This is a genomic window from Pseudomonas sp. RIT-PI-r, from assembly GCF_001297015.1.
GTDB lineage: Bacteria > Pseudomonadota > Gammaproteobacteria > Pseudomonadales > Pseudomonadaceae > Aquipseudomonas.
Map to the genome: position 1 here is coordinate 20,850 of NZ_LIGE01000031.1, position 12,038 is coordinate 32,887.

Consider the following 12,038-nt stretch of genomic DNA (forward strand, 5'->3'; position numbering starts at 1 on the left):
AGCCCCGCTGTGAGCGTTCAAGCAATGTCATGGGCGCTGTCTTTGCCCACGCAAGTTCTCAAGGATGCAAGCGCACGGCATGTTCTGCTGTGCCTGGCTAACTATGCCGGCTCGAACGGTACTGGCGCGTTTCCGTCAGCTTCCACCCTGGCACAGGACACCGGTCTATCCGAGCGCACCGTGCGTTACAAGTTAGATGATCTGGAGAAGTCGGGACTGATCCAGCAGGGCAATCAGGCGATTGCTGCTGTTCACATTGATCGCCATGACCGACGCCCAGTCGTTTACGACCTCCAACTATTGCGGGGTGCAAATGCTGCACCCCGTTCCGAGCGGGGTGCAAATGACGGCACGGGGTGCAACCCACAACAGAACGGGGTGCAAGCTACGACAGAACGGGGTGCAGCGGCTGCACCCAATACGTCAATTAACCATCAGGTAACCGAACAGCAGTTGCAGCGCGAGTTTTCTGGCGTAATCGATGATCAGGATCGAAAAGCTCTCGATGCTCTCGAAGATCCTCGCCGGCGCTTTTCGATGTTCGCCGACTGGGAGTTCAGCGCGAAACAGTTGGAAGACCAGCTTCGCCTGATGTGCTTGCCGATCTCATCGGCTACCGATGAATTGATTAATTCGTTTAAAGGTTTCTTCATCGCCAAACCCGATACCCGTGACAACTCCGCCGGTTGGTGCCACCGCCTTGCCAAGTGGATCAAGCGTGATCGCGCTGTGAAGTCCGGTGACATTGAGGAAGAGATGGATGCGACCGGTGACTGGACCGCCAAAGGGGTTCGGGTATGAAATCTGCACGCGATCTCATTGCCAAACGGCGAACCGACCCTACCTACGTGCCGACGTCCGACCCAGTAGTGGCCGAGGTTGATCCATCGACCAAAGCTGTCATCGACGATTTGTTCCTGCGTCTTCGCGGTGCTTGTGGTGCATGGCGCCAGTCTTGGCCGACTGAGGTCGTGATGAACGCCTCGAAGCTTGAATGGCTCGGCGAGTTCATGCGCTCCGGGATCAACCGGATGGAGCAAATCGACCACGGCATGCGCGTCCTGAGTGCGAGTAAGTCTGCATTTGTTCCGGCGCCCGGCGTTTTCGTCAGTTGGTGCTTTGCCCCTGAAGGGCTGGGATTGCCGAGCGTCGAAAAGGCATACGCCCAAGGTCTTCGCAACTGCCATCCCGCTATGCGTGATTCGGCCAAGTGGATGCACGCTGCTGTCTACCATGCTACTGCGGCCGCTGGTTTTCATTGCCTGCCATTGCTCTCGCGTGAACTTGGTTTGGCGAGCTTCGAGCGTCACTACTTGGCCCAGTGCAGGAAGATCTGGAAGGGTGAATCGCTAGGCTCTATTCCTATTGCTGAACTTGCTGCGCCTAAGCCTGATCGCAACCCCGAAGTGGGTAACACCGCGTTGGCCAACTTGCGCGCGATGCGTGCGGGGAGGGCAGAACGTGTCTGACCGTCGCCTTGCTGTACCTGAAATCGATACCTATCGCTTCGCAGTGTTCTGCTGCTCGTTCAAGGTCGATTTGAGTTCGCCGCCTGATCACGCGCTGGCGCTGTTTGCCGACGAGGCCATGGCCAAGCGTTATGGCTCGTGGATGTGGCCTGGGACCTACGAAGTCGTCGACGTCGTGACGGGGAAGCCTGCATGCGAGTGAGCTCGAAGAAGCTTCGCGCCTCGGCCGATGGCCAAGAGTGCACCGTCCGGATGTTAGGCATCTGCAATCACAATCCAGAAACCACCGTCCTCGCGCATCTGCCTTGCGGGCAGAAGGGTATGGGCATGAAAGGCTTTGACACCGTGGCGGTGTACGCGTGCTGCGCTTGCCACGACGTGATCGACGGCCGCGCCGCCGGCGAGATCGACTGGCAGGACGTTCCGCGCGCCATCGCCGAAACCCACGAAGCCCTGATCAGGGCTGGAATTCTCACCGTGAAAGGGGCCGCATGAGTACCGCCGCGGTGAAGATCACCGAAGCTGAGATCAAGCGCCAAGTGGCCGGCACCGTACAGGACGTACGCGACATTGAGAATAAGGGCCTGTACCTGCGCTTCAACAAGGCTCGAACCGGTGGCTCGTGGTACCTGGTGTTGAAGGGCAAGTGGAATCCCATCGGCACGTTCCCCGAGCTGACTCACAAACAGGTTGTAGCGGCGCTGCCGTCGCTTCGGCTGCGTCTGGCCGCCGGGGAGGGCGCGAGCCTGTCGAAGTGGAACGCTGTTGGCGAACTGCTGGACTGGTTCGCTGATCGCATGTCGCGCGATCGCAATCTGTCGACCAAACGCAAAAACACCGGCGCCTCTATCATCAAGTGCCACCTGAAACCGCGCCTCGGCGAGCTGCCCCTGATCGGCATCGACAAGGCCGCTCTCGACACCCTGCTGATGTGGCCGCTGCAGGAGACGGTTTCCATCGACTACGTGCGTTCCGCGTTTCAGCTGTTGGCCTTGTCATTCCGGCAAGCGGCCAAGCTGGGGATGATCACGTCCAACCCGATGGCAGCGATCCGGTTCAACGACTTCTCCAAGGCAAAGGTCGGCATCAAGCCGTCCCGTCTGCGCGGCGTTCAGTTGGAAGGCCTGCTCGGGCAACTGGCCGAAGTCATGAGCACCGCGCCGCTGGATTCGATGCTCGCACTGATGATGCTCTGCCATGGCACGCGGATCGGTGAAACCCGGATGGCGCGCTGGTCGCACATCAGCCTGGCCGAACGTGAATGGTTCATCCCGGCCGAGAACACGAAAACCGGCGTCGAGCATCACCTGCCCCTGACCGAGCAGGTTTGCACGCTGCTGACCCGATACCGAGAAAGTCAGTACGCCCGAGGCTATGACGGCCAATGCCTGTTCCCTGCGCGCAATGGCAAGGCGCTGGGCGAGGCACAAGGCTGCGCCGTGTTCCGTCGGTTGGGAAAGGGCGAGTGGACCAGTCACGACTTGCGCAAGGTGGCGCGCACTGGCTGGGCAGATCTCGGCATCGACCACCTGATTGGCGAGCTGCTAATCAACCACGCGATGGGGCACAACGTGAAGGTTTACATCCAGTCGGACGTAATGAGCCGCAAGCGGGATGCCCTTGAAAAGTGGCACGCACATCTAGATCAGAAAGGCTTTGCAGCGATTCATGGATTGACCGGCTTTAGATTTGAAGATTCCGGTAATTCGCTGCGAGCCACAGACCATAAGGCCTGCAAGGCCATTGAAGAAACAACCATAGGCGAGGTTTCAAATCATGCAAAAAGGGCGAGTGCCTGGCTTTAAGCGAGAACGGATCGAGCTGGAGCCTTGCTCGATCTGCGCGGGGAACGCGGTGGTTAAAGGGCTGTTTTATGAGCTGGTTTGCACTGATTGCAACGGCTCAGGTTGGGTTGTTTGGGGGAGCAAGTTGGTCCTTTCTTCCGACGAGTTGGTCACTCAACTGAGTTTCAAATTGCAGCACGCTCAACGTGAAATTTCAGCGCTGAAAGGTTCACCGCTGATGAGCGAACCACAAAGCCAATACGAACGATCGAACCGCCTGGGGGCGGGCGGCACAAATTACACAGGGGATTGAAGGAATGATGATTCGTAAGCCGGCAGGGCGTCCTTTGGGAGACACCGAGTATCTGCTAGAACAGTGGGGTTGGTGGAGGATGGATGGAATGGGAGTTCCTGGTTATACGTCTCCAACTTTAGCGCTGATGCGCCAAGCAGTGGGCCAGCCAGTGGCAAGCAAGAACTACTGCATCACTGATGACTGGGCAATCGCCATCGACAATGCCGTGGCTAAGCTCACGCATCGTGATCAGCAGATGGGCGACATTGTCTGGCTGTACTACGGCGCGAAATGGTCCATGGTGCGAGTGGGAAAGCATTACGGCATCAGTGAAGGAAAGGCGAGAGAATTGGCGAGGGCCGGGGCTGCCTGGATTGATTGCGCGGTTAGTGAAGCTCGCGATGCAGCTTAATCGTACAAGTTCATTGCCGCTCTCTTGATAGTCTTTTAAAATAACTGCTTCAGTTGTTTTTTGTAAGTTTAGGATTGTGTTTCATTGGAGGTGCAGGGCTGTTGTGTGGCCTCCCGGTAACTGTTGGCCTATTTTCTGTAAGTGGTTCAAGTGAATAGGACTTTTTAGATTATAAGGACTTTGAAATTGTACGATAATGTAATTGTGACAATTGGTTTGGTGAGTGGCGTCGCTACGATAATAAGTCTGCTGATCGACAAAGCAGGTTACGGCACTAAGAAATACCATGCAGCATACGTGTTCTTTGTCGCCGTCTTGGCATCGTTTTTTTCATACGACTCACTTGAGGCGAAAGCCAAAAATCAAGAGCTACAAGCGAGGATCGAACTTATCACAACGATTGAGTACAGGGCTGGGCAGGTCTTAGATAATACTGCAAGGACTAGCGAAGGTGAGAAGAGAGGGTTCGTATTTGCAGCTCTTGCTTTCTTAGAACGTAACAAAGACTCTGTACCCGATTCTTATGCTCTAGCTCGACAGTTCGCAGTTGCAAGTGGAGTATTAGAGAACAAACAAGAAGGTGGTGTTGAGAGGTTGCATCAAACTTGGCGCTTGAGGGACGCCTCAGATGCGATGGAGTCATTGTTAAACGGACTGTCTGCTGGCAAGGCGTATGAACGAGGGACGGTTTTTAGGTGAGCAAAAATTATAGGGAAATAGCTTTTCCGCGCGGAATAGATTTGTTTTTATAGCAGCGTGAATTGCTGTGAACGCAGCGAGACGCTTTCAAAAACCCGGCCATTGAGTCGGGTTTTTTTGTACCTTCTTACAAGCCCTGCCATTGAGCGGGGCTTTTTCGTTTTCGGCCCCATGCCTGGCTCTTTGCTCCGCGCGGATGACAGTGACATGAAGGCCGAATCTATTTGAGGACTGCAGATGAATACGGAGCATCAGGCTCTCGCCGACGTACCCCTTTGGCTGTTGATATTGCTGAGCATGGCGGGCCTGTCGGGGGAGATGTTGAGAGCCTCCGGCAGCGACCTCGGGTTACGGCAGATCTTGCAGCGAGTGGCCTTACGTTTTCTTGCGTCAGGTCTGCTGGGAATGGCGACACTGCTGCTAGCGATGGCGCTCTGGAACAACTTCTACCTGGCTGCCGGATTAGGCATCGTCATTGCGGTGATTGGTGCCGATGTGGCTGGTGGTCTGTACACCCAGTTCTTGGCAAAGAAAGCAGGCGTTCAAGTCGACGAGTAAGTCGCTGACAATCAATTATTCCAAGGAAATCGGCAAATGCATATTCGAGTGATAGGCGATGACGGGAAGGAGTTGTGGGTAAAAGGCGAGACCGGCGGCGTAATGGGACTGCCCTACCGCCGGGGTGGTGCGCTAGATAAGCTCATCGTGGAGCTAGAGTCAGCTCTGCAGAAGGCGCTTGAGGCTCAGGTCAACATTGCTGTTCACTCAGTGGCTTTGCTTGTGAGTGACGAAGTCAGCGAGATGCTGGCAAAGGGAAACATGCCACCCAATGATGTGGTTTTAAGCAATAACCTGGCCCCTGATGACCAAGGCGAACTCCGATTTCGAGTCGATATCAAGTATCAATCTGTCGCATTTCAGAATGAGACCTGACTGCGTAACAGCCGAATTCTTCTATTGCGGAAAGTACCTCGTTTTTGTCGAGCCCTGTGGGCAGCTTGTCGAAGTCGGAATCGAAGTCACGTTGATAGCTTATGCCCTTCAAAAAGTCAGGGGGTACAGCTGAGAGTTTTTTAATGTCTTGGCCGCGTCTAACGATCAGGCATTTCTCAAGCTCATCATCACGGTAAATGTCTAGTTGCATTTCAAGATCCTTTTATGAAGGCAACGGGATGAAGCCTCCGATCAGCCTTCCTCGGCAAGTCACCGTCGAGGAAGATCTTGGGATGCTAGCAATTTGTATGAGAAATCTCATTGATCCGACACGACCTGGACCAGATATCGGCGGGGACCCTGGGGTTATCCGGAGGGTACGGGGTCGGAAACCCGCGGGAAAGCGTTAGCCACAGGGCTGGAAAGTTAGTTGACAGTGGTTGACAGGTTGACAAGAAATTCTGTGTTTCCAGCGACAGGGTTCGCGTGATCCAAACAGTGTTTTGTAGTGAAGTAACCCCCCGGTTCTATTGGGCTGTATAGCCTTTTCATGCCTGTTCATTTTCTTAAACAGCAGCCCCGGCGCAATGGTCGGAAGGCCTGTCAACTAAGCCGGGTTAGTTGACAGGCTTAACAAGCCACGACGATGGAGGCCGCATGGCTTTTGTAACTCGCAAGGAGTACTGCGAGCTGAAGGGGTGGTCGAGGCAGTACGTCGGCAAACTGGTCAAGAATGAACGACTGGTTCTGAACGCCACCGGGAAGATTGATGTGGAGGCCAGCGAGAAGCTTCTGGCCATGACGAGCGACCCGAGCAAGGCCGCCGTCGCCGCTCGACATGAGCGCAATCGCCCGAAGCGGGGGGATCAGCCACCGCTGGAAATAGTCATCGCAGACTTTGTAGATGACCCCTCTGGTCAGGTGCCCGACTTTCAAAAGTCACGCGCGCTTCGTGAGCACTACCTGTCGCTTCAGGAAAAAAACAACTTCCTTAAAGCCCAGGGCACTCTGGTAGAGCGCAAAGCGGTCGAAGATGCGGCCTATAACGCCGGTCGCTTACTGCGCGATCTTTTGCTTGGAATGGCTCCACAGCTATCGCCTGAACTGGCCTCGCTGTCTGATCCATGGCAAATCGAAAAGCGTCTGACGGCGGCTTTGCGACAAACACTGGAAGATGCTGAGCGCCTGTCAGCAGCAGATCTAGAACAAGCCATTACCCCGAGCTAAACCTATGTCCTTAGAAATGTCGAACGGTGCGACGGTGTACCGCGAAGCGTATTTCCGTGGGCAGCGACCAGAGCCAGATGTCTGGATTGATCAGTGGGCCGACGAGTACATGCGCATTCCGCGCGACACGGGTGCGGCCGAGCCTGGTCAATACCACACTTCGCGCACCCCTTATGCGCGTGAGCCGATGCGCTGTCTGTCACCAGCCCACCCGTGCAAACGCGTGGTGACTATGGTGGCTTCGCAGTTGATGAAAACGCAGATCGCCTTGAACTGGATCGGCGGCCTGATCCACATGGCCCCGTCCAACATCCTGACGTTGTTGCCCAGCCTTGGGTTGGCCAAGCGGGTATCTTCGCGGATTGGTAAAACCATCAAGGCTACGCCGGTTCTGCGTGAGCGCGTGGCGTCCAACCGCTCGCGAGATGCGCGCAACACCATGGACACGAAGGAGTTCGAGGGTGGTTCGCTGTACATCACCACGGCCGGTTCTGCGGCCAACCTGGCGGAGCTTTCCGCACGCTACATCTACGGCGACGAGGTTGATCGCTGGAGTGTGGACGTGGGCGAAGAGGGCGACCCGGTCGAACTGGCCGAGACTCGCGGTAGTACTTTCGGCCGTAACGCAAAATTTTACTTTTCCAGTTCGCCCACGGTCAGGGGGGCGTCCCGGATCGCTGATCTGTTTGAGGTCAGCGATCAGCGTTACTACTACGTGCCGTGCCCAACCTGTGAACACATGCAGGTTCTGGAGTGGGAGCGTTTGCATTACTCGGCGGATTTTCAGGTTGTGCATTACCAGTGTGCCGGCCCCGACTGCGACGTACTGATCGAGGAACGCTATAAGGGCGAGATGCTGGCGAAAGGGGAGTGGCGAGCACACACCCAGGGCGATGGCGAAACCATTGGTTTTAACTTGAATGCGTTGTACTCGCCGCCCGGCTGGACTGGTTGGGCCTCGTTGGCCAAGCAATTCGAGAAGGCTAAAAAGGCTCAGGCCAAAGGTGATCTGGAGCCGATGCAGGTGTTTTATAACACTCGTCTGGCCAAGGTCTGGGATAGCGCTCAGGAGCAAACCTCGGCCGATGTGCTGAGGGATCGGGCGCGGCTGGAAAACTACGGGCTTGGCTCAATGCCCGACGGCGTGTTGATGCTGACCGCTTCTGTTGACACCCAAGCCAACCGCCTGGAACTGATGGTGATGGGTTGGGGCGCTGGCATGGAGCGCTGGGTGGTCGACTTTCAAGTGATCTCCGGCGACCCCGCCGATGAGCGCACCTGGGCGGCGCTGGACGAGTTACTCAAGGCCCGTTACCGACACCCTTGTGGTGCTGAGCTGATGATCATGGCTACTGCGGTCGACTCCGGTGGTAACCACACGGATGAGGTCTATCAGTTCTGTCGTATGCGCCGCTGGCGCAGCGTGTTCGCCATCAAGGGGGCGAGCAAGCGGGGCCGGCCGGTGATCGCGCAGCGACCTTCGATGGTCGACGTGACATGGAAGGGCCTGACTGAACGGCATGGCGCCGAGCTTTGGATTGTCGGTACCGACACGGCGAAGGACTGGATCTATAACCGCTATGTATTCGACACCGGCCCGGGAGCGCTGCACTTTGCCAACGACCTGCCGGATGACTTTTTCGCCCAGTGCGTGGCTGAGCGCAAAGTCACCCGTTACGTCAGGGGGCATAAACGCATCGAATGGACCAAGGGCAAATCCGAGCGTAACGAAGCGCTCGATCTGTTGGTTTACAACCTCGCCATGGCCCATTACCTCGGCATCAATCGCTACCAGGATCACGATTGGGCGCGGATTCGGCAGGCGGTCAACGAGTCGGTTTCGGGCGATAGCAGCCAACCCGTTCAGAGCGAACGGCTCAGCCGGCCAGTCGTAACACCGGCAGCACCGCAGGCGCCGCAACCAGCCGTGAAATCACGTCCGGCAGCCGCTCCCCCACAACGCCGCAGTTCCACCAGTGGCTACCTGAAGAGACGCTGATATGTCATTTACGAAAAAGCACCTCGACGCGGTTGAGACGGCCATTGCTCGCGGTGAGAAAACTGTGCGCTACACCGACCGTACCGTGGAATACCGCACGGTCGATGAGCTGCTCAAGGCGCGCGAAGAAATACGCTCGTCGCTGGCCAGCGCCGCCGGTCCACGTTCGCGCGTGGTTCGCCTTTATCACGGGGGCAGGGGACTTTAATGGCCCGACATTTTCCGACGTTGACCCGTAACGGCTTTGTGCTGCCGTCCAACATCAAGGCCAGTTACGAAGGCGCTGGTGAAGGCCGCCGATCCGCTAACTGGGACGCTCCCGACAACGGGATCAACAGCATCAACACCCCGGCACTGCGCAATTTGCGGTCGCGCTCCCGGGCAGCGGTTCGCAATGACCCGTATGCCTTCAACGTCATCGACAAGCGCGTCAGCAACCTGATCGGCACCGGCATCACCCCTCGGCCAGCGACCGATGATGATGCCCTGCGCAAGCTGCTGCAGGAGCTGTGGAGCGATTGGGTTGATGAGTCTGATGCGGATGACCGCACCGACTTTTACGGCCAGCAGGCGCTGGTGGCGCGCACGGTGGAAACATCGGGCGAGTGCTTCGTCCGATTGCGTCCTCGCAGTCGGGACGAAGGTTTGGCGGTTCCGCTGCAGTTGCAGATCCTGGCGCCGGAGTTCGTGCCGCACGACAAATTCGAGAGCACCAAGAACGGCAACGTCATCCGAGCCGGCATCGAGTTCACGCCCGGCGGCAAGCGGGTAGCGTATTGGATGTACCTGTCGCACCCGCGTGATGCGGCCTCGTTGAACGCCGGCTACAACCAGCTAGTGCGCGTCCCGGCCACGCAGGTGCTGCACATCTTCGAACCGGTCGAACCTGGCCAGTTGCGCGGTGTGCCGCGCTTGTCGCCGGTTCTGAAACGGCTACGCAGTTTGGACAACTACGACGACGCGGTGCTGTTCCGTCAGGAGGTGGCCAACCTGTTTGCCGGCTTCATCACTCGCCCCCCGCCGGAATCGGGACCCATGCCGCGCGACCCGGTTACCGGTGCGCCACTGGTTACGGATCGCGATGGTTTTACGCCGATGGTCGCGCTCGAACCCGGCACCATGCAGGAACTCGGTCCGGGCGAAGAGGTGGAATTTTCCAAACCGCCGGACGCGGGCAACAACTACCCGGACTTCATGCGTCAGCAGTTGATGGCTGCAGCGGCGGGTAGCGGTACGCCTTACGAGATCCTCACCGGCGACATGCGCGGCATCAACGATCGAGCGCTGCGGGTGGTACTCAACGAGTTTCGGCGTCGCCTGGAACAACTGCAGTTCAGCGTGTACGTGCATCAACTCTGCCGCCCGGTGCGGGCCGCGTGGATGGACATGGCGGTGCTGTCGGGTGTTCTGGTGCTGGACGATTACGCACAGAAGCGCCGCCAATACCTGCGCACCCGCTGGGTGCCGCAAGGCTGGGCTTACATCCAGCCGGTGCAGGACGTGCAGGCGCGAGCGATGGAGGTGAGAGCCGGTTTTTCGTCGCGCAGCGAGATGGTCCTGCGTACCGGCTACGACGCCGAAACGGTTGATCTGGAAAACGCCGCCGATCTGGCGCGCGCCACCTTATTGGGCCTCAACTACAACACCCTTGATGCCGTCGAAGACACCGACGACAAGGAGCAACCATGAGCAAGAGCGCGAAACCGCGTATTTACAACCGCGCCGGCAAACGCGTCGAGGTCAAGGACAAGACTTGGTACGCCGTTCATGCCAGCGGCGAGTCCACCGAGCGAGTGATCGAAGTCTTTGTCTATGGCGAGATCGGCGCGTGGGGCATCACTGCCAATCAGTTCGTGCAGGATCTGCGCGCCATGGACGACGGTGTGTCGCCGGTGGTCGCCGCGTTTAACAGTATCGGCGGTGACCTGTTCGACGGGCTGGCCATGCACAACGCGCTGTCGCGGCTGGGCGAGCGCTGCACCGGCCGGATCGATGCACTGGCCGCGAGTGCGGCCAGTGTGGCCGTGTGCGGCGCACACCGCGTAGTAATCGCGGCCAACGCCATGTTGATGATTCACAACCCATACACCTATACAGGCGGTAGCGCTGAGGACTTCCGCCGGGTTGCTGATGTATTGGATCAGACCTTGGAGGCGATCATCGCGGCCTATAAGGCCAAGGCGCCCGACATTGATGACGCCGAACTGCGGCGAATGGTTGATGCTGAAACTTGGCTGACCGCCAACGAAGCGGTGGCTTTGGGGCTGGCCGATGAAGTGGGCGACGGCGTCAAGGTCAAAGCCTGTCTCGGTCAAGGCGCGGTGCTGCAACGATTCCAGAACGCCCCGGCTGATTTGCTGGCCCAACTCGACGAGCCACCTGAGGCGGATCCGGATCTTGATCCTGTCGATCCGCCGCTGGTGCCGCCTGTAGTCGACTCGGCCAAGTTGGCATTGATGGTCACTCAGCGCTGCACGGCGGCGGGCATCAGCAACCTGATCGAGCCGCTGCTCAAGTCCACCCAGCTTGAAAGTGAAGAGGTCGTTTTGGCGGGTCTGGCACGCGCCAAGGCGATTAACGACCTCTGCGTGGCCGCGCGGCTGCCTGAATTCAGCGCCGAGTATGTCGCGGCAGGTCTGGATGCGCCGGCGGTGCGGGCGCGTCTGTTCGACAAAATTGTCACCAGCGGTAAGGGCTTTGAAATCGACAACAGTCTGCCGCTGGCGGACGATCTGGCGCCCAAGGTGCTGGCCAAACAACCTGACCCCAACTCGATTTGGGCTGCTCGCCAAGCGGCCCAAACTGGAACCGCGCAAAGCGCGAAAGGAGCACGAGCATGACCATCAAACAGGAACCGATGCACGCGGGTGAATTCCTGCTGTCCGAAGGCGCCGGCAATATTTCGCGTGAAGCGATCAACGTCGCGGCCGGTCCAGAGTTGTGGCCCGGACAAATCCTCGGACTGGTGACCGCCTCCGGCGAATTCGCACCGTACGAACCGACGGCAGAGGACGGCACTGAAAACGCGGTCGCCATTCTGTACGGACCGCTCGGTGAGTCCGATGTGGTGCGTCGCGGTCGTGCCGTGGTGCGGTTGGCCGAAGTCAGCGAAGCGCATTTGACCGGCCTCGATCTGGCTGCCGAAAAAGCACTCGCCACTCATTTCGTGATCGTCCGCTAAGTCGATCCTTCTTTTTTATGCATCCCGCCGCGTGCGGGA

Annotated in this window: 16 protein-coding genes; all 16 read left to right on the forward strand. The window is 57.9% G+C overall.

What is annotated here, in order from left to right; translation table 11 throughout:
• Positions 1-24 precede the first annotated feature (24 nt).
• Positions 25-801, forward strand: coding sequence for a helix-turn-helix domain-containing protein (locus AK821_RS18485; protein ID WP_064390988.1), 777 nt, complete (start codon positions 25-27; stop codon positions 799-801).
• Positions 798-1,469, forward strand: a complete 672-nt coding sequence (locus AK821_RS18490) for a replication protein P (protein ID WP_064390989.1) — start codon at positions 798-800, stop codon at positions 1,467-1,469. Before AK821_RS18485 ends, AK821_RS18490 begins: the two co-directional genes overlap by 4 nt.
• The gene (locus tag AK821_RS18495) at positions 1,462-1,671 is read left to right on the forward strand and encodes a hypothetical protein (protein WP_064390990.1); all 210 of its coding nucleotides are present in this window, start codon (positions 1,462-1,464) and stop codon (positions 1,669-1,671) included. The genes AK821_RS18490 and AK821_RS18495 overlap by 8 nt, the downstream gene beginning before the upstream one ends.
• Entirely contained in the window at positions 1,662-1,964 is a 303-nt protein-coding gene (locus tag AK821_RS18500) for a nuclease domain-containing protein (RefSeq protein ID WP_064390991.1), read from the forward strand. The genes AK821_RS18495 and AK821_RS18500 overlap by 10 nt, the downstream gene beginning before the upstream one ends.
• Positions 1,961-3,274: a tyrosine-type recombinase/integrase gene (locus AK821_RS18505; RefSeq protein ID WP_064390992.1), complete on the forward strand. Its 1,314-nt coding sequence runs from the start codon at positions 1,961-1,963 to the stop codon at positions 3,272-3,274. Before AK821_RS18500 ends, AK821_RS18505 begins: the two co-directional genes overlap by 4 nt.
• Positions 3,246-3,566, forward strand: coding sequence for a hypothetical protein (locus AK821_RS29550; RefSeq protein ID WP_082355463.1), 321 nt, complete (start codon positions 3,246-3,248; stop codon positions 3,564-3,566). Before AK821_RS18505 ends, AK821_RS29550 begins: the two co-directional genes overlap by 29 nt.
• A gap of 4 nt (positions 3,567-3,570) precedes the next feature.
• The gene (locus tag AK821_RS18510) at positions 3,571-3,960 is read left to right on the forward strand and encodes an antiterminator Q family protein (RefSeq protein WP_177330962.1); all 390 of its coding nucleotides are present in this window, start codon (positions 3,571-3,573) and stop codon (positions 3,958-3,960) included.
• A gap of 186 nt (positions 3,961-4,146) precedes the next feature.
• Complete coding sequence (locus AK821_RS18515) at positions 4,147-4,659, forward strand: hypothetical protein (RefSeq protein WP_064390993.1); 513 nt, start codon at positions 4,147-4,149, stop codon at positions 4,657-4,659.
• 237 nt (positions 4,660-4,896) lie between these two features.
• A complete protein-coding gene (locus tag AK821_RS18520) occupies positions 4,897-5,217 on the forward strand; it encodes a phage holin family protein (RefSeq protein WP_064390994.1) in 321 nt (106 codons plus the stop codon).
• Positions 5,218-5,253: 36 nt separating this feature from the next.
• Positions 5,254-5,592, forward strand: a complete 339-nt coding sequence (locus AK821_RS18525) for a hypothetical protein (RefSeq protein WP_064390995.1) — start codon at positions 5,254-5,256, stop codon at positions 5,590-5,592.
• A 657-nt stretch (positions 5,593-6,249) separates the two neighbouring features.
• The gene (locus AK821_RS18530; protein ID WP_064390996.1) at positions 6,250-6,819 is read left to right on the forward strand and encodes a hypothetical protein; all 570 of its coding nucleotides are present in this window, start codon (positions 6,250-6,252) and stop codon (positions 6,817-6,819) included.
• A 4-nt stretch (positions 6,820-6,823) separates the two neighbouring features.
• A complete protein-coding gene (locus AK821_RS18535; RefSeq protein WP_064390997.1) occupies positions 6,824-8,818 on the forward strand; it encodes a phage terminase large subunit family protein in 1,995 nt (664 codons plus the stop codon).
• Between the two features lies 1 nt (position 8,819).
• Positions 8,820-9,026 carry a phage head-tail joining protein gene (locus AK821_RS18540; RefSeq protein ID WP_064390998.1) on the forward strand — a complete coding sequence of 69 codons (207 nt, stop codon included), beginning with the start codon at positions 8,820-8,822 and terminating at the stop codon, positions 9,024-9,026.
• Positions 9,026-10,507, forward strand: coding sequence for a phage portal protein (locus AK821_RS18545; RefSeq protein WP_064390999.1), 1,482 nt, complete (start codon positions 9,026-9,028; stop codon positions 10,505-10,507). Before AK821_RS18540 ends, AK821_RS18545 begins: the two co-directional genes overlap by 1 nt.
• Positions 10,504-11,658 (forward strand): head maturation protease, ClpP-related, encoded by a 1,155-nt coding sequence (locus AK821_RS18550; protein ID WP_064391000.1) that lies wholly within the window; start codon positions 10,504-10,506, stop codon positions 11,656-11,658. Before AK821_RS18545 ends, AK821_RS18550 begins: the two co-directional genes overlap by 4 nt.
• Positions 11,655-11,999, forward strand: coding sequence for a head decoration protein (locus tag AK821_RS18555; protein WP_064391001.1), 345 nt, complete (start codon positions 11,655-11,657; stop codon positions 11,997-11,999). The genes AK821_RS18550 and AK821_RS18555 overlap by 4 nt, the downstream gene beginning before the upstream one ends.
• The last annotated feature ends 39 nt before the right edge of the window (positions 12,000-12,038 follow it).